We start from the raw sequence: 24,681 nt of genomic DNA, 5'->3' as shown, positions 1-24,681 counted from the left end.
TTAAATATTTTTAAGCAAAAAAGAATCTGAAACAAAAGTCTAACCTTAAATATAAAAAACGAACAAAACGAGTTATATGACCCTCAGAATTCTGTTTTGTTCGCTTTATTGTCTAATATGTCGATTTTAAAATTTCATAATAAAGAATTCCTAAAATCAAAATCTTTTTGTCCCAGCCTCGATAATAATCACTTATTGTAAACTTTTTGAAACAATTCCTTATACTTTATAGCTTCATTAGTTATGATTCTATGAACTTCCAATAATTTCATTCGCTTTTCATCTTCAGCTGGAATTTTATCAATTTTAGCATCGATTTCAGAACGTACTCTAAGCAGTTCTTCTGAAATCCAAGCATAATTATGAAAAACTCGGTAAAGTTTCAAATCAACAATCATATTTCGACCTTTTATATCTTGCGAATCAATACCACCGATAATATTTCTATAAAATATATTATTATAATCAACATCTACAGGATTATAAAATCTATCATTAGACAGTTCTTCCGGGATTCTGCTTCCATTATACAAATCGCTCTTAGCTAAATTACACTTCTTGCAAGAGTATATCAGATTACTGTAATCAGTAATCAAATCACACCTATTATATTCTTCACAAATCTTACTTGGTACAAAATGGTCTACTTCAAATGGGGTCGTAATTTGCTCGTCTGAAACATTACAATAAGCACACTTACTCTCGAAATCTTTTTTTAAATTTTTTTTATAACTTTTATAATTTTTATATTTTTTCTGACAAGTCCGTATAATTTTATGATGCCGAAATTCTCCAATCTTTTCCATAAATATTACAATTCTCCTAGATCCTTTATAAGTTTTACTGCACATTCTAACTGGCTAGTATCAAACAATTTATCTAGTTCAGTTGCGCTATCAGAAACTATATATTTATTTAAGTTAAGCTCCAATTCAGATAGATTAATAAGAACTGATGGATCGATCTCTCTATCCTTAATCTTTTGTTGCTCGTCCAAAATTTTTTGCTCAATTTCTTCTTTTTGTTTTTGAAAGTTTCTTATACTTATATCTATGTTCTTCAATGAATCCTTTGATTCTTGAGTATTTATATCAAAAAAAATACTTTTCCTATAAACCTTATCTGGATCTATGATTTCACTTTTTTGAGAATCGTCAACGTATTGTGTAAGAATGATAACGGGGAAATTTTGAATATGTTTTTTTACTGACTCATATACTTCATTTCCCACAATCTTAAAACCTTCTCTAGAAATAAGATAGTCTACCACTAATACATCAATCCTAGTATTTAGGATATCATCTAAAATTTTATTAACTAATTCTTCTTTTTCCCCATATTCATCAATGATATAATCTTGAAAATCACAATTTTCTTTATAAAAACTATAAAAAGTCCTCTTTATATTATCAAGCTCAGACTCCTTATCTTCAACAATTCCAATATTTATCACCACTATAACTCCTTTTGTTTACTAAATATTATCTTAATTTTGAAACCTTCAAAATCCGCGATTACTTCTGTCCTGCCACCATTTCTTTCCACTGCTTCATTTAAAATCCACAAACCTAATCCAGTTCCTTCATTTTCAGGCTTCGTAGTAATACCTGGTTTTAAAATATAGTTAGGATTTGTTTTATATCTCTCAGATAATTCTTTACCATTATTTGAAAGTTCAAGAATTATTAAATTTTGTGTTTCAACAAGAGAAATATTTATTCGCCTTTCACCAGAGTCCTTCTCTTCCAAATAATAAGCTGAATTTAAAATAAAATTATTTAAAATTAAAAATAAATCTAATTGATTAAAATTGTCGAGAGAAATTTTTGATTCAGCAAAATCCTCATATATTGATATAAATTTAGAATCTAGTAATGGTTTCCACAATTGTATTATATGGCGTAACTCGTAATCAAAGCTAAAAATAGTATTTTCTCTTGACTCTTTCTCAAGAGGTGTAATAATCACTGATAACCATGCAGCCAATAACCTATCAGTTACAGAATAGTTTTTCAACAACTTATATGGGTTCAAAAAATTTTTACCACTATAATCACTCTCAGGTAATATTGATTCTATGCACATCTTTAAGTGATCATTACGAGTAGCTAAATCAGTTGCAACTCCGTTTATCTCATGAGCAAAAGTTGAAGCCATTACTCCGGATGAACTCAATGACATAAGTATATTCATTATTTCACTCTGTTCAAATTCACCAGTAATTCTGTCTAAGGCCTGCTCTATATCGCTATCTTTAAATTCAGTATTAAACTTATCTTCTGAATTATTTTTACTATCAAAAGAAGTTTCAGTATCACTAGACCTATCTTCAGGAACGGACCCTTTCCCTTCCGATAAATTTCTTTTGATATCTTTCATAAATTTTTTTTTCTTTTCTGAACGAATTTTCTCATAGCGGCGATCAATCAGATTCCCTAATACTTGCAATGGATATTGTCTATCTGCTTCAAATTGTTCAATAATAAATAATAATATTTCTCTTAGTAGAGAATATTCTCTGTTTTCTACTAGACTTTCTCGATTGGCACTATCTGTTAGATTTGGATTTCCTTCTCTAGAAATTAGTACTTCTCCAAAAATTTGATACGGCAAAACCCTCCAAGGAGCTTTATTAGTTGGTGCACCTGGATTCTTCTGTTGTCTCTCTGACAGACTCAGCCAATCAAAATATCTGCCATCATCTCCATACGGGCGTACTTTAAAGTTATCTCTATATATTTTTATACCCGAAAAATTTTCAGACCACTTTTTTCTTTCAGTAGCATTAAACCTTTTCAAAATAGGTATAGAACTTGCTGCGCTCTTTAGAAAGAAGAGTTCTGTAGTAAAATCACCAATACTTTCAATATCTCTAATAGAGAAATCATTAGAATCTATGATATCTGAAATTTTAAACGAATATTCTATGCTACTATCAAAGCTAGACTTATTTGTTAATTCCTTTTGAAAAGCACTGTCGCTCCAAAATTCAGAATCTAGATCTATAGAAAAACTCTCACCTCCTTTAGTTACTTCAATGATTTTCAATGACAAATCAAGCTCATTTCTATCAAAAAGTAAACTGAGCTCCCCATTCTTTACCTCAGCCTTTACTCTATAATCATATCTTTTTCTATCAAAACGGTCTTGGGAAGCTTTAAAATCCAGACTATGGTCATAATTGTTCAACACATTTACTTCAAAACGATCTGTACTAGTCAGTGGATTAATACTTTTTAAATTTTTGTTTACTTTCCGAAAATCTCTATTAAACCAATTATCTCTAATCGGATTCAAATGAATTATGGTTCCAGAATTATTTTCAAAATCAATAAATTCATTCTCATTCGACTTGATAAACATTTCTGAAATCTGAGCCATAGTCTTGTCATCAATAATTTCTAATTCTGCCTTCACATCATCAATAAGTTCAGCCTTTTCAAACAATTCCCAATTTAATCTCCATCTATAAAGCGAATTATCTATTTGACGAGTATAGACTTCAGTAGCAGTAGATAACTTATCAAGAGCAAACCTGCCAATCCCCTTTGCTCCTGTTTTCTGCCTACCTTTTTTACTAGTTGTATTTTTCTCTTTATCGCTGGTCCCTATATTCATCCAAACTGTAGAAAGAATTTCTTCAGTCATTCCCGTTCCATTATCAACAATATAAATATGATTATATTTAGAAAGAACTTCCTTAACAGTTTCTAATTTAATTTTTTTATTTTCTTCATTAGAACCTAATTCAATATTTTCATTAGAGAAAATACGTATTTTAGTGGATGAGTTTTTATTTTCTATATATTCACTATTCAAAAATTCAAAGTCTTCAGCAGATAGAACATTGATATTATCACTAATATCTTGTCCTTCTTCAATAATAGGAAAAGGTATATCGTAATTGATTAATACTGATTCCGCATCAGCATCATACGAATTTTTCACTAATTCTGTCAAAGCGCCACTAACATCTGTTATATTTTCTCGCCCTATTAACCGAGCAGCTTTTGCACTAACACTAAATGCAACCTCTTTAACCATACTACACTCCTTGATAGTCACTACAGGTTTACTGGATAATTCTTTATGTCATTTACAGAAATTCTAAGTGATTTTCCACTTGCATTAATTGCTCTAGTTTCTAAATACTTATAAAATTCTTCTGACTCCAAAATTTGTTTAGCAAATTCTAATGTTCTGTCTCCTTTCGGAATAATATAAAAACCAGAATAAGGAATCGTTCTTTCATCCAAATCATAAACATTTACCTTTTCTGTTATCACTGATGAAATCATTAATTTTCTCTGATTTAAAAAATGAAGACCTTGACTTCTTCCATATTCAAACCATCTCCCATCTGATTTCCTCTTTTTCAAAGCACTCATATTATCTTTCAGATAGCCAAAAGCTTTAGGGAAGTTTTTTTTAAATTCCTCAACAGAATATCTCTTTAACTGACCTTCAACATAAGCATACGGAAAAATTATTCTTTCATCAAGTCCTTTAGATAGTCGCCTTGGACTAGCTGCTGGTCTAACGACTCCATCTTCAACATTCAAATCATCGGATATCACAAACACTCTGTTTAATAAAGTTGCAACACTGTTCGCTACTTTGAATAAATCTCCGAACTTGAAATCTGATTCATATTCTCTTGAATCAACTCCAAAATACCATTTACCACTTAAAAATTTTTTATCTATTTTGAAACTTTCATTATTATCTATGTCATTATAGAAAACTTTATTATTTATGTTATTATTATCAATAACAATAATCGCAGATGATGTCAAAACATTCCCAAAAATATGCGTGTGCTTATAATCGATAATATTTTTAATATTGGGAACTATCATATCTCTCAAGTTTTGAGCAAATACATTTTTAAAAATACTATTTGGAATTAGGTAAGCCATCTTCCCAGATTTTTTCGATAAATCTCTCATACTCTTTTCAATAAAAGCATAACAATAATCAAATTTTCCTATTTTACAAGCAAAAAAATTTGATTTTAAATATTGTCTTTGATCTAGTAAAAGCTCTTGATAAGTAATATAGGGTGGATTACCTACAATATAATCAGCCTGAACTTCTGAAATAGATTTGAGATAATCCTCATTTCGAATATCCCACTTTACATCTCTCAATCCATATTTTAATACTAGATTATTTAAAGTAGATATACAAGAATCGATTACAGACTGATCTACCTCATAGCCAATAAAATATTGTTCTAAATCTTTCTTCAGTTCTCTTGGAGAAATATCTGCGCTTTGCGCTGACTGTATATATCTTTCTACAGCTATTAATAGTATATTCCCTTCACCAACCGAATTTTCAAGAAAATATTTTTTTAGGATTATATCACCTTGATAATCAACGCTATCTAACATCTGTTCAACATACTGAGAAGGAGTAAAAACTTGAAATTTTTTCATGATCTTCATTTCTTTTTTCTTTAATTATACCAAAAAACAAGGCTTGTATCCTATTTAAAACGTATATGAAATATTTTTCATATAAAACAGCTTAATAAATTTGTAAAAAATGACTTCTATATATTGAAGTCATTCGGGAATATAGCAAGTTTTTTTGAGTTACTTGAAAAACCTAACTTAATTTGACAATTTAAGTATTAAAAAACTTGAGATTGTACTTTTTAATATAGATAGATTTACTTGATTATCACCTCAAAATAAGTTTCTCCATAACTATATAGAATTTTGAAATCCTAGATTCAAAACTAATCCTTAAAACTTTAAAAGAAACTGTGACTACAATATAAAATAAATAGCTCTTCTATTGCCTATAGTAAGAACTTCTATCACTATTTCATCTTCTTTGATATCGGCGAGAATTCGATAATCTCCAACATGATAGTGTTAATCTCCCAAACATTCAGATGTTAATTCTTTTCCGTGTTGACGAGGATTGGCTATATTCATTAAATTTGTACCAATCCATTAAAGACGATTAAGAAAGTAAAGGCGTCTAATTTTTTAAGTTGTTTGAGAACTTATTACGTATAAGTTACTTGATAACTAATAGTCCAAAATCATTCATCACATCCTCATGCGAGATTTTCCTACCATCATCTTTTGCTATTGCTTGACGTAAAATCTGTAAATCATATTCGCCTTCATTTTTTTCTAATATGGATTGTCTAGCAAGCCCTGAAATAGTCAAACCTTGTAACTGAATATAGATTTTTTATTAAATCACTATCTTAATCATTAATTCATAAAGATTATTATATCCTTTATTCTTCTAGAATATATCGTATTTTAGTCTCATTATAAACTTCTCTTTTAATTTTGTAAAAATTAACTTTTCTACTAAATTATCCTCAAAAAACGAGGTTGGGGAAAAACTCAATCTTCGTAGAAAATGAAGTAAATCTTTCTACAACAAAACGCATAGTTCCATGTTTTTTCAACATCTGATACTATGCGTTTTCCTGATTTCATAGACTTTTTTCCCAACCACACTCCATTGTTTCAAAGGTTAATGTCTAAAATGTCTCACGCCTGTGAAGACCATAGTCAAGCCATATTTATCCGCAGCTTCGATAGATTCTTGGTCACGGACGGATCCACCCGGCTGGATGATGGCCCTGATACCTGCTTTGGCGATTTCTTCCACATTATCCGCAAATGGGAAGAAGGCATCCGAAGCAAGCACAGCGCCGTCAAGGCGGTCTTTGGCTTGGTCAATGGCAATACGAACTGAAGCCACACGATTGGTTTGACCTGGGCCAATACCAAGTGTCATGTGATTATTAGTCACGATGATTCCATTTGATTTGACATACTTGATAGCTTTCCAAGCAAACTCAAGGGCAGTCGCTTCTGTCTCAGTTGGTTGGCGTTTGGTTACCACTTGCCAATCGGCTGGGCTTTCTTTGATCACGTCTTGGTTTTGAACGAGGAGTCCACCGACTACACCTGTGTATTCTGCTTCCACTTCGCTAGCCTCTTGAGCATCAAATGGCAAGGCAAGGATACGCAAGTTTTTCTTTTTGTTGGTCAAAATAGCTAGCGCCTCATCCGTATAGCTTGGTGCGATGATGATTTCGAGGAAGACACCATGCATCTTCTCAGCTGTCGCAGCATCCACCTCACGGTTGAGAACGACGATCCCACCAAAGATAGACACTGGGTCAGACTCATAAGCGTAGTCCCAAGCAGTCTCGATGTCATCAGCCTGACCGATTCCACATGGGTTCATGTGTTTGAGAGCCACAACGGTTGGACGGTCTTTGAAGTCACGGATAATACGAATGGCAGCATCCGCATCGCGGATATTGTTGAATGACAATTCTTTCCCGTTAAGCTGTTTAGCTGAAGCAATGGAGTAATCTGTCGGCAAGGCTTTTTGGTAGAAATCCGCGTCTTGTTGAGGGTTCTCACCGTAACGCATAGCTTGTTTAAGGTCATAAGTCAAGGTCAGTTTTTCTGGCTTACTTTCACCCACTTGAGCTGTGAAGTATTCTGCAATCAAGGCATCGTAAGCTGCTGTGTGACGGAAAACCTTGGCTGCCAAACGTTGACGGGTTTCGTAAGTCGTTTCACCATTGGCTGACAACTCGTCCAAAACCACTGTATAGTCAGCAGGGTCTACCACAACTGTTACGCTAGCGTGATTTTTAGCTGCTGAACGAAGCATAGATGGCCCGCCGATATCGATGTTCTCCACCGCATCAGCATAAGTCACGTCTGGTTTGAGGATGGTTTCCTTAAATGGGTAAAGGTTGACCACAACAAGGTCGATCAATTCGATATGATTATCCTTAGCCGCTTCCAAGTGGCTATCCAAGTCACGACGAGCGAGAAGCCCACCGTGGATATTTGGATGAAGGGTCTTGACACGACCGTCCATCATCTCTGGAAAACCAGTCACATCATCGATGGCAATGGTCTCCACCCCAGCATTATCAAGGGCAACCTTGGTTCCACCAGTCGAGATAATCTCCCAACCAAGTTTTTTAAGTTCTTGGGCAAATTCAACAATGCCCACTTTGTCTGAGACGCTGATTAAGGCGCGTTTAGTCATGTTTTTTCCTTTCATTTTCAAACTCTCTACCTACGAATTTTTCGATTCATAAAGTGTAGGGAGACGATTACCAAGACTCCCAAAATTACTGTCAGTAAAAATCTCCCCCAATAGGGAATCTCTGGGAAGAAAAAATTTACTAGTAAACGTAGAATGATTACCAAGGTAATCAAGGCAAGTGTTTCCAACCATTTTTTCATTTACTTATCCAACAATTCTCTAATAACCTCTGGATACAACTTGTACTCTGCCTCATGAATCCGTTCTTCAAAACTGTCAATGGTATCATCAGCTAGTCGTGGCACACGTACTTGTTTGATAACCTTTCCTGTATCCACACCTGAATCCACCCAATGAATGGTCACGCCGCTCTCAGCAACGCCAGCATTCCAAGCATCCTCAATCCCATGAGCTCCTGGAAACTCTGGCAGGTAGGCTGGATGAATGTTGACAATCCGACCTTCATAAGCCGCCAATAAGGTTGGCCCAACGATTTTCATGTAGCCTGCTAGACAAACCAGGTCAATCTGGTGTTCTTCCAAGAGTTCGACAAGGGCCGCTTCGTAGTCTGCCTTGCTCTCAAACTCCTTGAGTTCAAAAGCATAGGACAGAACGCCGAGCTTGTCTGCACGTTCGAGCACATAGGCGTCACGATGGTCTGAAAAGACAAACTCTACTGGAAATTGTTCCGCTATCACCTGAAAATTTGAGCCATTACCAGAGGCAAAAACCGCTATTTTTTTCATTTGATGATGACACTTTCGTTTTCTTTCTTGACGATACGACCAATTTCATAGACTGGTTCATCCAACAATTCCTTGACACGACTTACATTTTCAGGGCTAACTGCTAGCATAAGTCCCACACCCATATTGAAGATTTCAAACATTTCTTCATGCTTGATTTCACCGTATTTTTCAAGGGCTTTGAAAATCGGAAGCACGGGAAGCTTGTCTTCTTCAATCTCAGCAGCCAAGTCAGCTGCAAACATACGAGGGACATTTTCGATAAAGCCACCACCAGTGATGTGGGCAATGCCGTTGACCAACTCTTCCTTGATGAGTGGCAAAACAGCCTTGACATAGATACGAGTCGGCTCAAGAAGAACTTCCTTGAGTTTCTTGCCTTCCAATTCTGGCAGGACTTCCTCACCTGTGTAATCCGCAAAGACACGACGGACGAGAGAGTAACCATTGGAATGAATCCCACTTGAAGCAAGTCCGAGAAGAACATCTCCTTCTGCCACCTTTGAACCGTCAATGATTTGAGATTTTTCAGCCACACCGACCGCAAAACCAGCCAAGTCATAGTCATCTTCGCCGTACATGCCAGGCATTTCAGCCGTTTCCCCACCAATGAGGGCAGCGCCTGCCTGCACACAACCTTCTGCCACACCAGCGACAACTTGTTCTAGCTTAGCTGGTTCATTCTTCCCTGTCGCTACGTAGTCAAGGAAATAGAGGGGCTCCGCACCTGCAGCGATGATATCATTGACACACATGGCCACACAGTCCTGACCGATGGTATCGTGCTTGTCGTACTTGATAGCCAGCATGAGTTTGGTTCCGACACCGTCAGTTCCTGAAATCAAGACAGGTTCTTTAACCCCAGTCTTTGAAAGGTCAAACATACCACCAAAACCACCAAGAGCTCCCATGACACCTGCACGCTCCGTACGAGCCACGTGCTTTTTGATTCGTTCAACAACTTCATAACCCGCTTCAACATCCACACCAGATTGAGCGTACGCATTTTTATTTGCCATTTTATTTTTCCTTTTCTTTTTTTGGGAAAGACTGCGACGTATTTTTAGATAAACAAGTATTTTATCTAAAAATACTAGTCAGGTCTCTAGCTTTGGTCCCATAGGAGAAAGCGTCTACTGACAAATGCTTTAGCTTTTAGTCAGTAGTGAGACGTGGAGCATAAGCATTTTTTGTCATTTATTTATTCCTTTTCTTTAATGGAGGATTTTTCGTCTATTTGTAAAAACTAGTCTTTTCTTCCAAACTTCGACGATAGTCTTCTTCGTAGTCGTAGAGAGGTGTTGGGTAGTCACCGTCAAAGTAAGCGACACAGAGACCACCATTTGGCGCATCTGTTTCAATCCCAATCGACTCAATCAATCCTTCAACAGAAAGATAGGTCAGGCTATCCGCCCCAATGATTTGACGCGTTTCTTCGACCGTATGATTGGCCGCAATCAGCTCCTGACGAGTCTGGATATCAATCCCGTAGAAGCATGGATAAGCTAGCGCTGGACTACCAATAGCAACGTGAACCTCAGTTGCACCCGCTTCTTTCAAGAGCTGAACGATACGACGAGAGGTCGTCCCACGTACAATAGAGTCATCAATCATAACCACACGCTTGCCTTTGACAACACCTGAAACAGCAGATAGTTTCATCCGCACCCCTTGCTCCCGCAATTCTTGAGTCGGTTGGATAAAGGTACGTTGGGTGTATTGGTTCTTGATGAGGCCCATTTCGTTTGGTAAACCTGATTCTTCCGCAAATCCCATAGCCGCGCTGAGGGAAGAATTGGGCACACCGACCACGATATCCGCCTCGTGCTTGAATTCACGCGCCAATTGGGCACCCATACGTTTACGTGCCGTATGGACATTGACACCATGAATGTTAGAATCAGGGCGAGCAAAATAGATATATTCCATAGAACAGATTGCTAACTGAGTATCATCTGTATAGCTATCATACTGGATGCCCTTGTCATCAATGATCACAATCTCACCTGGCTTCAAATCGCGAATCCATTCTGCACCAATAACCTCAAAAGCACAGGTTTCAGAGGAAACAACCACTGCTCCGTTGGCCATTTTCCCGATAGAAAGGGGACGGAAACCATTTGGGTCAAGAGCAGCAATCAACTTATCCTCAAACAGCAAAATATAGGCAAACCCACCTTTAACTAGGCTGAGCGCTTCCTTGATTTTGCCCATCAGACTAGGATTGTGACTCCGACGAATGAGGTGAGCCAAGATTTCCGAGTCCGAAGTCGCGCTGAAAATCGCTCCTCTTTGTTCCAGTTCTTTCTTGAGAGAGGCTGCATTGGTTAGATTTCCATTATGAGCCAAACCAAACTGCATATCGTGAAAACGGAAGAGGAAAGGCTGGATATTATCTACAGAAGCTTCGCCAGCAGTCGCGTAACGCACATGCCCAATCGCACCAGTTCCCGTCAATTTATCCAAATTAGCAGGATTTCTGAAGACTTCTGATAAAAGTCCCATGTCACGATGGCGCTTCAATTGTCCCTGATCATTGGAGAGGATTCCTGCCCCCTCCTGACCACGGTGCTGAAGACTATGGAGACCAAAATAGGTCAATTTAGCAGCATCTGGATGTCCCCAGATACCGAAAACACCACATTCTTCATTAAGAGATTTTACTTCGTATGTCATTTTATATACCTAATTTTTATTTGTGTAGCACCAAGAGCTAAATCTACATGACTTTTACATTACTGATACCATCTATTAGAAAATCTGCAAGTCTTATTTTCCAGTAAAGTATTTAACCGCCGACGCGAACAGGTGCTGGTCTTTATTTCCTGGGATGTTTTGGAAAAGACCGTCTTCATAACGTTCTGAGTGTCCCATCTTACCGATGATTTGACCGTTCTTGCTGGTAATTCCTTCGATGGCATGGACAGAACCATTCGGATTGTACTTAGAATCCATGCTAGGTTTGCCTTCAAAATCAACGTATTGGCTAAAGATTTGACCATTGGCACGAAGCTCTGCAAATTCTTCAGCCGTCACAACAAACTTCCCTTCACCATGCGATACTGGGATAGCATGAATATTACCCACTTGCACCCCAGTCAACCACGGCGAGTTGGTATTGGCAATGCGAGTTTCCACCATCTTGGCCACGTGTTGGTTGGCATCATTGTAGAAGAGGGTTGGGCTCGTACTGCTGGCATCTTCAAAGTTTCCGTATGGAAGAAGACCTGATTTGACCAAGGCCTGGAATCCATTACAGATACCGATAATTAAACCACCACGGGCGATAAAGCTATCAATAGCTACACGCACTTTTTCATTAAGCAGGATGTTGACGATAAACTTAGCTGAACCATCTGGTTCGTCCGCAGCTGAGAATCCACCTGCAAAGAAAAGGATATTAGCCTTGCTGATGTTGTCAACCATAGTTTCAACTGACTTGACAATAGCCTCTTCATTCAAGGTCACAAATGGCACCAAGTTGACCTCTGCGCCTTCTTTTTCAAATGCCTTAGCTGAATCATATTCCGAGTTGGTGCCCGGGAAGACTGGGATGTAAACCACCGGTTTTTCAATAGTTTCCTTGGCTTGGACGACTGCGTCAGAAGCGATAGCTGGAACTTCGTCCAGTTCTTTAGCTTGAGCAAATTCAGTTGGGTAAACTTCTTCCAATTTGCCTTGGAAGGCACTGTCAAGTTTGTGTCCATCTAGCTTCACACCGTTGACAAGAAGTGTAAAGTCTGCACTTGTTTGACCGATTTTCTCTACTCCAGCAATTTCTTCAGGAGATGTGAAGACAAATCCGCCTAATTGAGCTGTCAAAGCCGTTTCAAGTTCAGGCAAGGTCACCTCTGCACCGATATGATTCCCAAAAGTAGCAAGAGCCAAACTTTCAAGCACACCACCGTATTTGACAGCCGAGGCAGATGTTACTTTGTGAGCCTTTTGAAGGGCTTCAAATTGAGCGAAGTTAGATTTGATAAGATCGAAGTCAATCTCTTGAGCCAATGCTTGACCTGGGATGTAGTAGATGTTTTCCCCGGCAGTTTTGAACTCAGGAGAAAGCACCTTACGGCTATCTGCTGTCGTTACCCCAAAGGCTACCAAGGTTGGCGGTACTGTCAATTCTTCAAAGGTACCAGACATGGAGTCCTTACCACCGATAGATGGCAAACCAAGCTGAATTTGTGCCTCGATAGAACCTAGGAGAGCTGCTACTGGCTGACCAAAACGCTCTGCTTGTTTATCCATACGCTCGAAATACTCTTGGTAAGAGAAACGAGCCTTAGACCAGTTGGCACCAGCAGCAACCAAACGAGCAGTCGCTTCAATAACCGCATAGGCAGCACCGTGGTATGGAGACCATTCTGCTACATATGGGTTGAAACCTTGAGCCATGACTGACGCAGTATGAGTCACACCGTGTTGAACTGGCAATTTTTGCACAGATGCCTCAGTTGGTGTGAGTTGGTAACGACCACCAAGTGGGTGATTAACCGTTGAACGACCAACAGAGCAATCAAAGATAGTCTGCAAGCCTTTTTGACTCGCATGGTTGAGATCAGACAGAACCGCAAGGGTATCAACTTCAAGTGTGTTAGCAGATGTTTGACGCTCTTCTGGGAGTTTGACATCCTTGTCCACAACCTTAGCATCTACGACCACGCGCACACCATTGGTATCAAGGAAACGACGTTCCAAGTCGACAATGGTTTCACCATTCCAGTGCATGACTAGATTTGGTTTTTCCGTCACTGTCGCAACTACAACAGCATCAATATTTTCTTTGTTACATTCCGCAACGAAGGCATCTACATCCTCAGGACGAACCACAACTGCCATCCGTTCTTGAGATTCAGAGATGGCAATTTCGGTACCATTCAAGCCTTGGTATTTAAGAGGCACTTTGTCTAGGTCAATTTCAAGACCGTCTGCCAATTCACCGATAGCTACACAGACACCACCAGCACCAAAGTCATTGGATTTCTTAATAAGACGAGTGACATCGCCATTACGGAAAAGACGTTGAATCTTGCGCTCTTCGATGGCATTCCCTTTTTGAACCTCAGCACCAGCAGTTTCCACGGACTCAACTGTTTGAACCTTAGAAGAACCTGTCGCACCACCGACACCATCACGTCCAGTCTTACCTCCAAGGAGAATAATCACATCTCCCGCTTCCGGTTTTTCACGGACAACATTGCTCTTAGGAGCCGCTCCGACAACAGCACCTAGCTCCATGCGTTTAGCTACAAAGCCTGGGTGGAAGTATTCACGAACGTAGGTTGTTGCAAGTCCAATCTGATTCCCGTAAGAAGAATAACCATGAGCCGCTGTTTTAGAAATGACTTGTTGTGGTAATTTCCCAGCACGAGTTTCCGAAATCGGTGCTGTAATATCACCAGCACCTGAGATACGCATAGCTTGGTAAACATATGAGCGACCTGACAATGGGTCACGAATAGCACCACCGATACAAGTAGCCGCCCCACCAAATGGCTCAATTTCCGTTGGGTGGTTGTGAGTTTCATTCTTGAACATTAGGAGCCATGGCTCTTTCACACCATCAACATCCACTTCGATTTCTACTGAGCAAGCATTGATTTCGTCTGACACTTCCATATCATCCAAACGTCCATTAGCACGCTCATAACGACCGAAAATAGTCGCCATATCCATCAAGGTTTGCGGTTTTTCAGAACGCCCCAAATCCTCACGCATGGCAATATATTTGTCATAGGTCGCCTGCAATTGCTTTTGGAATTTCGATGCGGAGAAGTCAATGTGTTTCAACTCTGTCTCAAAAGTTGTGTGACGGCAGTGGTCAGACCAGTAAGTGTCCAAAACCTTGAGTTCTGTTTCCGTCGGCACGCGCTCGATTGACTTGAAATAGTCTTGGATAAAGAGCAAATCATCCACTTCCATGGCCATCCCTTGCTCAGCCTTGTAGCGAGCAAAGTCTTCTGCTGTATAGCTTTCAAAGAAAGTCAATTTTGGAATGGTCTTGTCTGACTCTGAAAATTCCTGCTTGGCAATCCCTGTCGTGATGTCCTTGAAGCGAGAATCAACTGGGTTGAGCAAGTAGTTCTTGACTGCTTCCAACTCAGTCGCATCAATATCTTTATTGACTAAGTAAAGTTGAGTGGTATTGACTGTTACATCACTCGAACTTCCTAGTAAAAGCAAGGCTTCCTGTGAAGATGCTGCACGCTGGTCAAATTGACCTGGCAGGCTTTCAATGGCAAAGAAAGCATAGTTAGCAAGATCCGCCTGTACAGCAGCTTCATCCAAGACATGGTCTGTCACCTGCTCAGAGAAGATGTGTTTCTCTGCAGGTGCAAACAGGTCCTCTGCCAAGTCAAATACATCATACACTTGCACGATGCGAATACTTTTCAAGCTTGAAAGTCCCAAGTTGTGCTGGAGTTCTCTCACCAAACTCTCTGACTTGACCTGAAAATCAGCCTTTTTTTCAACAAAAATACGTTTATCCATCAATCCTTATTCCTTTATTTCAGCTTTTACAATGTTCCAACGACCTTGAGGTTGTTATTTCAAACCCTGCAACTTTTCCCAGACAATCTCGTAAACATCTGTTAGTTCTCCCAATCCCCTACGGAGTGAAAAGGTCTGGGGGACCTTTTCAGCCTGAGTCCTTTTAGTTGAGAGACGAAGGTTTTCCGTTGCAAACAGATTATTTCAAACCTTGCAGCTTCTCCCAAACAACTTCATAAACATCGGTTAATTCACCTAGTCCCCTACGGAAAACATCCTTATCCATGTGGTTGCCATCTGCATCCCACAAACGGCAATTATCTGGTGAAAATTCATCTGCCAAGATAATCTTGCCATCCTTGTCAAAACCGAACTCTAGCTTAAAGTCAATCAACTTAAGCCCAATCTCAGCAAACCAGCCTTTCAAAAGTTCATTGATACGACGCGTTTCTTCCTTCAAGTAGGCAATCTGCTGGTCATCCGCAATCTGTAGGAATTTCACATGCTCATCATTGATGAATGGATCATCCAAATCATCATTTTTGTAGTAAAATTCGACAATCGGAGTCTCAAATGCGATTCCTTCGTCTACACCAAAACGTTTTGAAAAGGAACCAGCCGTGTAGTTGCGAAGCACAACCTCGAGAGGAATAATCTCAACCTTTTTATTGAGTTGTTCTGTATCTGAAAGTTTCTCCACAAAGTGAGTCGCCACACCAGCCGCATTTAATTTCTCAAAAATAAAAGATGAAATCTGATTATTCAATACTCCCTTGCCCGCAATCTGCTCCTTCTTGACACCATTGAAAGCAGTCGCCTGGTCCTTGTAAGTTGAAATAATAAGATTTTCATCCTCAGTTGTATAGATATCTTTAGCTTTTCCCGAATAGATCAATTGTTTTGACATTTTAAAGTTCGCCTTTCGTATTACTTGAGCACATTCTACCATAAAAAACCTAAAATTACAAGAATTTAACCGAATAAATAATGTAGTAACTTCAAAAATCATAAAGAAAAAACTGCAAGAAAAATCTTTCTCACAGTTTTAAAATCATTTAACTCTAAAAATACGAACATTACTCTTTGTTCAAAAATTGATCTAAATAATAACGTAGGTAACTTTTCTTGCCCGTAATCATCTGCAGGCGACCTTCCACCCCGTACCGAAGTTTTTCAGCCTGCTCCGAAGTTAGATTAGTCTCCGTCTCGATTTTAAAGAAATTCCCTTTTTCAGTCTTAGTAGCTGTCGCATCAATACTTGTAATAGTAGAATCTAAGAAAATTTGATTCTTGGCATCATGAGTCGTAGTATAGCGAACAGAATCACCGACCTTGATCCTTGCTACATCTTTTGAACTTAGATAAGCTGTGAGTTTGGCTTTCCCTTCTTTTTCCAAGGACGGATAGAGTTGGGCTAGTAGAGCCCCCTCTGCTACCATGGTAGAATCACTGGTCTCAGGATTAAGATGAAGCACCCCATCCTCACTCGCCGTAATTTTCCCTTTGTCTAAAAGATTTCCCTGTACCTTCTTACCTGACTCCACCTCCAAGATTTTCTGGTCTAGAAGGGTCAATTCCTGACCAACCTTTGCTAAGTGTTGGGATTTAAGGGACTCTAATTGACTGCTTAAACCTGACGCATAGGCTTGCTGGGTACCTGAACCTGCATACTGGACGCGGTAAGTCGCAAGACTAGATTCTAACTGATAAAGCTGCGCTTCAACCTGCGCAACTGCCTGAGCTTTAGCTTGCGGATTTTCCTCACCCTGAGACTTGTAGGACTGGTAGAGAGAGTAGGCTAGATTCTGATTGGCCAAGGAAGCGCCTGTTTCAATAGCTGACTTAGCTGTCTGGTAATCGCGAATTTTAGCCTCTGTTTGGCTGATGAGGTTTCCGATTTCAGCTTGGGTTTGGCTAGCTGCTGCATTCTGGGACGCGATGGTCTCGTTTTGTTGCGATGTACTAGCCCTAAGACTGCCTGCTTGGTTGAGGTAGTCGCGAAAGGTGGCTTGGTAGCCAAACTTATCCTCCTCTGGAAAGTGGTTCTCCCCTTCTTGCAGGCTCTTTTGCAAATACTCCAATTGCTTTTTTTGATCCTTGAGCATGTCCAACTGACTAGCATAGGCCTCCGCTTGGACACCCTCTGCCCCTTCTTGATATTGAACCAACAGTTCTCCCTTTTTAACCAGCTTATTTTCTTCCAAATGATTGACAAGAATACGATTATTGCTAGTTGACTGGATATTTGCCAGGATACGACTAGGCTCGACAGTAGCTCTAGTAGACAAACTCATCTCCTTCTTTGCAAAAGTTGCAAATCCAAGCAAAAACACGAGCAGAAGCGACATGGGGACAATCACCCGACTGGAAAAATTATGGTAACGACGATTATAAAACTCCGCACTTTCTAAAAATTCTGGTTTCATCCTCTCCTCTTTCTAGCTATTCACCAAATGGGCGTAAAAGCCACCTTGTGCAAGCAAATCAGCATGCTTTCCTTCTTCGACAATCTTGCCCTGATCCAAAACAACAACCTTCTCTGTCCGCTCAGCAATGGTCAAGCGGTGAGCAATGAAAATCAAGGTCTTGTCTAAAGCCATAAGATTATCGACAATCCGCTTCTCTGTCAAAATATCCAAACTGCTGGTCGCCTCATCCAAAATCAAGATCGGCGCATCTGTCAAGAGAGCACGTGCCAGAGCGATTCTCTGACGTTGACCACCTGAGATCCCTGCCCCATCCGAAGTCAATTCTGTCTGGTAATTCAGTGGCATGCGCTCAATGTCCTCCCGAATCTCTGCCAACTCGACCGCCCTTAAGATATCTTCCTGTGTTGTCCCCTCTTTGGCTCCCAAAAGAAGATTGTCCAAAATCGTTCCGTTAAAGACATAGGGCTGTTGAGGCAGATAGTTGATGTACTGGCGCAGGGCCTTTTTATCAATCTGATTGAGATTGACACCACCCAGACTAATCTCTCCCTGACTTGGGTTGTAAAAATTAACCATCATCTTGGCCAAGGTCGTCTTACCTGACCCTGAGATTCCCACAAAAGCCACCTTAGAACCCTGCGGAATAGTCAAATTGATATCTGACAAGACATCTCGACCATAACCATACTTATAGTAAACCTGCTTGAAAGTCATCTCTCCCTTCATCAAGCTCAGATCCTCAACTGTTTTCTTCTCCTCAAACTCAGAAGCTACCAGATAAACCTCATTCAGACGGTTATTGGCAACCTGCGCTGTCTGAAGCTTGGTTTGCAGATTGATGATATTTTCCAAAGGATTGGTAAAGTAAACAAGCAAAGTATTATAGGTAATCAACTGCCCCAAACTCATCTTGCCATCCATGACCAGAACAGCCCCCATCCAGAGAATGCCGACATTGAGCAAGAGATGGGCAACTTTTTTCAGAGCCTTTTGCTGACTCTCTGCCCGACTATAGGTAAAGGATTTCTTCAGATAATCCACAAATTCCTTATCAATCTTTTGGTAACGCTGACTTTCACTAGTCAAAGACTTAATGGTCTCAATACCGTTGATGTCCTCGATGATAGAAGAAGACAGAACCGCATTGGCTTCCATGGTATCCCGATTCATCTTTTCAAACGGCTTCATAAAGGCAAAGATAATCACTGTGTAGATAGGAAGCGCCAATAAGGTCATGAAAAAGAGATTGGTATTTTGTGAAAATAAAACAAGGGAAATAATGACGACCGTTGACACGTCCAAGAAAATCGAAAGAATGGTTGAAGCCAGCGCATCGATGATACTGTTAGCATCTGTAAAACGAGACACGATTTCCCCTGTCCTGCGTGTCGCAAAAAAGGACATAGGCAGGTGAAAAACATGCTTGATATAGGACAAAATCACATCAATCGACAAGCGTTGCCCCAAAACAAGTAAGAGATACTCCTGAGCGTAAGACAAGATCTGCTGAAGAATATAAACAATCACCAAACCAATAGAAATAATCCCCAACGTCGAACGCATCTGATCTGGCACATAGGTATCAATTATAGACTGCAGATAATAAGAACCCACAATGTTAATCAAGGTTACCAAGAGTGTTGCCAAAACGATATTAGCGATCAAGCCACGCTGTTTCACTAATATAGGGATAAAAGAGAGCAGACCATTCTTTTGATCCTTATGAGGCTTGTAGTCTGGACTCGGTGCCATAAAAAGAGTCACTCCTGTCCATTCTTCCGCAAAACGCTCACGTGGCAGTTTAGTCAACTTCACCCCGGGATCTGGATCGGCAATATGAATGCTGTCCTTATCCTGCCCAGTCACCACATAGTAGTGGAGCAATTTCCCTTCCTTAAGTACATGAGCAACAAAAGGAAAGGTCAAATCTGGCAAGTCAAAGAGCGTCATATCTGCCCTAATAGCTCGCGTCTCAAAGCCAATCTCCTCTGCCACCTTGACCAAGCCCAAGGCCGTCGTCCCATCCATGGTCGTCTTTGCCAATTCTCGTAAGTGAGCCAAAGAATAATAGCTACCATAGTAGCCAAAAACCATGGCTAATGAAGCTACACCGCAGTCCATCTGATCCACCTGCGGACGATAGTGACGTTTCCCAAATTTCATATTCATCTCCTTTTTTCTAAACTCATCTGATAATACCTATCTTACCCCAATCCCCAAACAAAAACTGGACTTCCTCCCCAAATGCGCCTATCTCCCTCCCAACTGCACTTTTTGGATAAAGAAAATAGGCAGAACAAACGCCCTACCTACTAAAAATATGGTATGAAAGGAAATTGATGTTTTACTGTCACCCTAGGCAAACTTGGAACAAATAAATCATTGATAGTAACATTTATGACATCCTATTTATTACTACAATTTCTAATGTCCCTGTTATTTCTAAGCCACCTCTGGTATGATCTATTCATAGTCAGAATAGATAACACCGTTCTAAATTACGATTCATAGTTACTCCTTTTAAACTCCGATGTGATGCATTCTTAGATTCTACCCTAACCATTTTCAGTGCAAACTAACAAGTCATTCTTAGCTACTTACTCTACTTGCTTTTTATTGACCTTATATTCTAGATAAAAGAGCCCAAATAAAACAGGGTATGGATAAAATAGGGTATTAATCGGATTTTTCAACATCAAATACGTTACGTTGTAGATTATGAGCGATACGATAAAATAACCCTCAGCAAAACCTAATAAAAATGTTTTCATGCTAGACTCCTATTTACCTGACAAGAATAGCGGAAAAACGCTACCATTCTCATGCACAAAATCCTTTAGATTCATGTTCTTCATTTATAATTTTGATTATTTTTTGACAAATCTTTGCGAAAAATACCAAAATATCCTGCGAAAAGCAAACCAACCAAAGTCCATTGCCAATTAAAGGATACTAACGAACCTGTACGAATCACATGAAGCGCGAGATTAAGAGTTATTCCCAATAAAGGAAATATCGTGGCTAGTTTAGGTAACAATGTATTAAGATTCAGATTGCGGTTATTCATTATCTAACGCCCACGACGAGCCAAATCTGAACCAAATGTGTAACCAGCCCCAAATGCGCCAAATGCAATAGCACTTAGGCCAAATATAATCGAAATAGGTTCAATTCCTCCTTCAATTACTTGCAAATCTTTCTCATCAACTACTTGAAATTTATCCATTCTTTTCTCCTTTACTTCTATATAATAAAATGAATACCATTAAAAATAATGAAATTGTTGGTATATTAAAATCATCAAACCATGTAGGTAAGGGTAGCTTATTCACATCAGCTACCAACCTTATAATTGTATAAGATATTGAACTAAGTAATACCATAAGCTCAGGCCAAATCTTCAGCATTAATTTAACAAATCTCATATATAAATCCAAAATTATGGTCGATTAGCATAATATCCTGCAGCTATGCCGGCACCTGCTGAAGCTGTAGCAAGCGCAGCTACACCTCCAATTAATTTCCAACTAATAACTACACCACCAATAATAATTGGTGCAATCCCCCCATCCACATCCATCAACTCTTCTTCTGTAAGAGCTACAAAGTTCTGTTCCATTTTGTCAAAATTTGTCATCTTTTTCTCCTCTTGTTCTATTTTTTCTAAATCTTATCCTCTAAAAAATGGAGTTCCAATAAATACACTACGTAACAATAGACCTGTAATTAGACCCCCTTGATAACTTTCCTTGCTACCACCCACCAGCAAAGCTAAGTCGCTTTCCTTTAGTACTTCAATAGTATACTCGTTAGTCATTTCATTCATCGCTTATCCTCCTAAAAACCTAAACCTCTACGAAATCCAATGTACCAATCTGCAAGGGTCTTCGCCCAATTTTCTCCACCTTGAATATCGGTCAATTCTTCCGAAGTTAGCTCAACAAATCCATAGTAATGTTCTTTCATTATTTTATTCCTTTCTTTTTTCCCTCTCACTTATCTATTCGAAAAACAATCCGAAAATGAACAACTAAATTAAATTTTATTTAAAAAATAATTTAATGAACCACGGATACAAGATTGGTAGATACATAAACCAGGCTCCTTCCTTTTTTCTCTTACTTATCTATTCGAAAAAAATTTCGAAAATGAATAACTAAATTAAATTTTATTTAAAAAATAATTTAATGAACCACGGATAAAAAATTGGTAGATACATGAACTAGGCTCCTTCCTTTTTCCTCTTACCTATCTATTCGAAAAATAAGTCAAAAAAATAAGAATATCAGAAATTTTTCCGACATTCTTATTGATAAACTTATCCAAGTCTAACAGATATTAGACATTGAGATGTTTTTTAAGGGTTCTTCTGGCTGTCCGTGATACGGGGAAGTGCAAGCCTTCTAACAAGGTCACTTCTGTGGCAGTCATCTCTTCAATGGCCTGTAAACTGACTAAAGTATTGCGATTGGCATAGACAAAGTAATCTTTTTCAGCCTTGGCAGCGATATCCTTAAGACTGCCGTAAATGGTCTTGATAGAATGATTGGCATAATAGACCTTGATACGATGGGATTCCACTGAGGTTTCAAAGGCTAAAATCTCATGGTAGGGCAGAGTAAAGCCCCGTCTTCCCTCAAAACTATAGGTGAAGAGACGCATATTTTCCCTCTTGTCCACTGCCAGTACATAGTCCAGACAGCGCTCCAACTGATGACGGTAATCTTCCTCTGGCTGATCCTTGGAAATAAAATCCAAGGCAGACAAGTGATAGCGAAAAGCTAGAGGCAAGGCCTCCGAGTGCGTGGACACAAAGACAATGCTTGTAAAAGGATCCCGCTCCCGAACCTGTTGAGCAACCTGAAAGCCCCGTTCACGCTCTCCATCAATCTCTAAGTCCAATAAATAGAGCTGGTAATGGTCAAAATACTGAGAATACTTTTCAACGTCCCCATAGTTTTTGGCAATATCAATTTCCAATCTTAAATTGCGAGAGCGACCAATATCTAGTAAAGTCTGCTCTATACGCCCCTGCTGTACTCTATCGTCTTCCAAAACTAAAATTCTCATTCCTCTCCACCTCGTTTCTCATCCTTAAATGGCAATTCTAAATCTTGTCTAAAAGTCGTTTCTCCTAGCTGAGTATCTAAGTTCAAATCATAATGAAAAACCATATCCTCCAAGGTCGCTAAGCCCAGTCCACTGTGGTTACCCTTGGTCGAGTAACCCTTTTGACTGAGAATGCTGGGATTTAGCTCTTCTTTCTTACGAGTGTTTTCAATGATAAAACGGACACTCCTATCGCCTGCCAATAAAGCAACCCGAATCTGCGGATTTTCCGCCTCACTGGCTGCCTCTAAGGCATTTGTCGTGAGGATAGAGAGGATACGGATAGCCTCCAACATCGGCAAATCCAGCTCTTCGACAACCCCCACCGTCTCCAAACTAAAATGAATTCCCTGATTATCTGCCACAATCATGGCTTTTGCCAAGGTATTGCGAATGGCTATATCATGGATATTGTGGAGATTAAAGGCCGTGTAGTCCGCCTTTCTCAGCTTTTCATTGGTCTTTAGAAAGACATCTTGATAAATGGTAGACACCTCAGCCATGTCTTGATTAGCTATGGCAGGCTCCATGCTGGCGACAATCCCTGCAAAATCATGACGGAAACCTCGAACTTCATCATAGAGATGACCCAGCTTATCCACCATCCCTTGCAAGGAACGATTTTCATCTTCTTGTCTCTGAATGGTCTGCTCATCACGATAAACCTGCTCCAAATGCTTAATGTAAAAGAGCCAAGAGAAAAATAGGATGAAAATCAGGAGAGAAATGGTCGTATCAAATCGAACGTAGAAAGGATTACATCCTCCAGACATGATGGATGAAAACAGTCTGAAACCAAACAATAAGGATAAGATCCACATACTTTTCGTCACTAACGATTGAAATTTATCTAAAAATAATATATTGAAATCAATTCCCCATCGTCTTAAAATGACAACAGACAAAAACAACGAAATCAAACTAAATACAGAATCAAATCCACTATGCAAGAAATCAGATAGTTCAGAGTAGTCAAATATCAATCGTATTATAAATGTCAAAACCAAATATCGAATACTTTGATAAAACATAAATAGATAAAGGGCAAGAAAGAGAGCTTCCTTCTTCTTTTTCTTTAACACAATCCAAAATATTATATAAAAGAATAATAAATTGGCAACATGCAAGAAACTCGGAAAAACGAAGGTAGCAAATAGATGAAAAACTACCCAAAGAAATATAGAGCGTTTGTCATAAAATGCTTTAGAGAGTTGACTACCTAGATAAATCGGAGGAGCTAAAATATTGATTAAAATCAATATAAACACTAAAAATTCAAGTAATATAATCATAAATCCGTTTAATTAACCCATTAGTAGCAAAACACTAGCTTTGCTTTGGGAATAGATATCACCAACTGTAAATATCTTCAAATTGTTCCAATTCTACAAATGTATTTTTCATTTTCATGACAAACTCCTTTTCATAATTTTATATCCTCTCTATCCCCTTATAAATCCACAAAAGGCCTTAGTTTCTTTTAAAATACAAGAAATCTAAAGCCTCTTGAAAATGATTTGCACATTTTAATTTTATATTCGTTGTGAAGATTGCTTATCTATTTATTTTACCACAAGAACCTTGTAATATTCATACTTATTTGGCTGTGTAATCTTAATTTTTTGACCATAGAAACCATCGATTTCTTTGTCAAAATAATCTGAAAATCTTGATGGCAAGCGTTTCATCTTAAGAACCTCACCAGATTGGTCTGCATATACAAGGAAATGATAGTGGGTTGTAGCCATACCATCATCAATCAGTACAAAGTAACCTGTTTTGAGCTTACCTTGTCCATTATCTAAATAGTATAGTTTATTGTTATTGATTGTGAAGTTATCAAATCG

At 38.9% G+C, this 24,681-nt stretch carries 22 protein-coding genes and 1 pseudogene; all 23 read right to left on the bottom strand.

The features are described 5' to 3' along the window. Nucleotides 1–188: 188 nt before the first annotated feature. Entirely contained in the window at nt 189–806 is a 618-nt protein-coding gene (locus ACLNCW_RS03955) for an HNH endonuclease (protein ID WP_261101710.1), read from the bottom strand. Between the two features lie 5 nt (nt 807–811). After that, a complete protein-coding gene (locus ACLNCW_RS03950; protein WP_261101711.1) occupies nt 812–1,453 on the bottom strand; it encodes a hypothetical protein in 642 nt (213 codons plus the stop codon). Between the two features lie 2 nt (nt 1,454–1,455). Further along, the gene (locus tag ACLNCW_RS03945) at nt 1,456–4,044 is read right to left on the bottom strand and encodes an ATP-binding protein (protein WP_261101712.1); all 2,589 of its coding nucleotides are present in this window, start codon (nt 4,042–4,044) and stop codon (nt 1,456–1,458) included. Nucleotides 4,045–4,064: 20 nt separating this feature from the next. Then, nucleotides 4,065–5,441: an Eco57I restriction-modification methylase domain-containing protein gene (locus tag ACLNCW_RS03940; RefSeq protein WP_261101713.1), complete on the bottom strand. Its 1,377-nt coding sequence runs from the start codon at nt 5,439–5,441 to the stop codon at nt 4,065–4,067. A gap of 592 nt (nt 5,442–6,033) precedes the next feature. After that, complete coding sequence (locus ACLNCW_RS03935; RefSeq protein WP_261101714.1) at nt 6,034–6,189, bottom strand: DUF6290 family protein; 156 nt, start codon at nt 6,187–6,189, stop codon at nt 6,034–6,036. A gap of 318 nt (nt 6,190–6,507) precedes the next feature. After that, complete coding sequence (gene purH, locus ACLNCW_RS03930; protein ID WP_261101715.1) at nt 6,508–8,055, bottom strand: bifunctional phosphoribosylaminoimidazolecarboxamide formyltransferase/IMP cyclohydrolase; 1,548 nt, start codon at nt 8,053–8,055, stop codon at nt 6,508–6,510. A gap of 200 nt (nt 8,056–8,255) precedes the next feature. Beyond that, on the bottom strand, nt 8,256–8,801 hold the full coding sequence (purN, locus tag ACLNCW_RS03925) for a phosphoribosylglycinamide formyltransferase (protein ID WP_424845395.1): 546 nt from the start codon (nt 8,799–8,801) through the stop codon (nt 8,256–8,258). Further along, on the bottom strand, nt 8,798–9,820 hold the full coding sequence (gene purM, locus ACLNCW_RS03920) for a phosphoribosylformylglycinamidine cyclo-ligase (protein WP_424845394.1): 1,023 nt from the start codon (nt 9,818–9,820) through the stop codon (nt 8,798–8,800). Before purM ends, purN begins: the two co-directional genes overlap by 4 nt. A gap of 214 nt (nt 9,821–10,034) precedes the next feature. After that, complete coding sequence (purF, locus tag ACLNCW_RS03915) at nt 10,035–11,477, bottom strand: amidophosphoribosyltransferase (protein ID WP_049501033.1); 1,443 nt, start codon at nt 11,475–11,477, stop codon at nt 10,035–10,037. Between the two features lie 93 nt (nt 11,478–11,570). Next, entirely contained in the window at nt 11,571–15,296 is a 3,726-nt protein-coding gene (locus ACLNCW_RS03910; RefSeq protein WP_424845393.1) for a phosphoribosylformylglycinamidine synthase, read from the bottom strand. Between the two features lie 54 nt (nt 15,297–15,350). Then, nucleotides 15,351–15,494, bottom strand: coding sequence for a phosphoribosylaminoimidazolesuccinocarboxamide synthase (locus ACLNCW_RS03905; RefSeq protein WP_078228447.1), 144 nt, complete (start codon nt 15,492–15,494; stop codon nt 15,351–15,353). Nucleotide 15,495: 1 nt separating this feature from the next. Continuing rightward, the gene (gene purC / locus ACLNCW_RS03900; RefSeq protein WP_000043282.1) at nt 15,496–16,203 is read right to left on the bottom strand and encodes a phosphoribosylaminoimidazolesuccinocarboxamide synthase; all 708 of its coding nucleotides are present in this window, start codon (nt 16,201–16,203) and stop codon (nt 15,496–15,498) included. A 169-nt stretch (nt 16,204–16,372) separates the two neighbouring features. Continuing rightward, nucleotides 16,373–17,722 carry a competence pheromone export protein ComB gene (gene comB, locus ACLNCW_RS03895; RefSeq protein ID WP_424845392.1) on the bottom strand — a complete coding sequence of 450 codons (1,350 nt, stop codon included), beginning with the start codon at nt 17,720–17,722 and terminating at the stop codon, nt 16,373–16,375. Between the two features lie 12 nt (nt 17,723–17,734). After that, nucleotides 17,735–19,888 carry a peptide cleavage/export ABC transporter ComA gene (gene comA, locus ACLNCW_RS03890; RefSeq protein ID WP_424845391.1) on the bottom strand — a complete coding sequence of 718 codons (2,154 nt, stop codon included), beginning with the start codon at nt 19,886–19,888 and terminating at the stop codon, nt 17,735–17,737. Nucleotides 19,889–20,322: 434 nt separating this feature from the next. Next, complete coding sequence (locus ACLNCW_RS03885) at nt 20,323–20,496, bottom strand: hypothetical protein (protein WP_424845390.1); 174 nt, start codon at nt 20,494–20,496, stop codon at nt 20,323–20,325. A gap of 80 nt (nt 20,497–20,576) precedes the next feature. Then, nucleotides 20,577–20,792, bottom strand: coding sequence for a bacteriocin immunity protein (locus ACLNCW_RS03880; RefSeq protein WP_080673747.1), 216 nt, complete (start codon nt 20,790–20,792; stop codon nt 20,577–20,579). Nucleotides 20,793–20,795: 3 nt separating this feature from the next. Continuing rightward, entirely contained in the window at nt 20,796–20,951 is a 156-nt protein-coding gene (locus ACLNCW_RS03875; protein ID WP_000357248.1) for a smi_0061 family bacteriocin-like peptide, read from the bottom strand. Between the two features lie 213 nt (nt 20,952–21,164). Beyond that, a complete protein-coding gene (locus ACLNCW_RS03870; protein ID WP_000180818.1) occupies nt 21,165–21,362 on the bottom strand; it encodes a class IIb bacteriocin, lactobin A/cerein 7B family in 198 nt (65 codons plus the stop codon). Nucleotides 21,363–21,395: 33 nt separating this feature from the next. Next, on the bottom strand, nt 21,396–21,551 hold the full coding sequence (locus ACLNCW_RS03865) for a hypothetical protein (RefSeq protein WP_024056675.1): 156 nt from the start codon (nt 21,549–21,551) through the stop codon (nt 21,396–21,398). Between the two features lie 11 nt (nt 21,552–21,562). Beyond that, complete coding sequence (locus ACLNCW_RS03860; protein ID WP_000658219.1) at nt 21,563–21,691, bottom strand: smi_0059.1 family bacteriocin-like peptide; 129 nt, start codon at nt 21,689–21,691, stop codon at nt 21,563–21,565. Nucleotides 21,692–22,063: 372 nt separating this feature from the next. Then, the gene (locus tag ACLNCW_RS03855) at nt 22,064–22,795 is read right to left on the bottom strand and encodes a response regulator transcription factor (protein WP_001221869.1); all 732 of its coding nucleotides are present in this window, start codon (nt 22,793–22,795) and stop codon (nt 22,064–22,066) included. After that, nucleotides 22,792–23,667: a GHKL domain-containing protein gene (locus ACLNCW_RS03850; protein WP_424845389.1), complete on the bottom strand. Its 876-nt coding sequence runs from the start codon at nt 23,665–23,667 to the stop codon at nt 22,792–22,794. Before ACLNCW_RS03850 ends, ACLNCW_RS03855 begins: the two co-directional genes overlap by 4 nt. 729 nt (nt 23,668–24,396) lie before the next feature. Beyond that, nucleotides 24,397–24,681: pseudogene (locus ACLNCW_RS03845) on the bottom strand (N-acetylmuramoyl-L-alanine amidase family protein); the annotation flags it as partial.

The sequence above is a fragment of the Streptococcus sp. CL6.22 genome (assembly GCF_049738055.1).
Taxonomy (GTDB): Bacteria; Bacillota; Bacilli; order Lactobacillales; family Streptococcaceae; genus Streptococcus; species Streptococcus mitis_DJ.
This window is presented reverse-complemented; position numbering and strand designations above follow the sequence as displayed.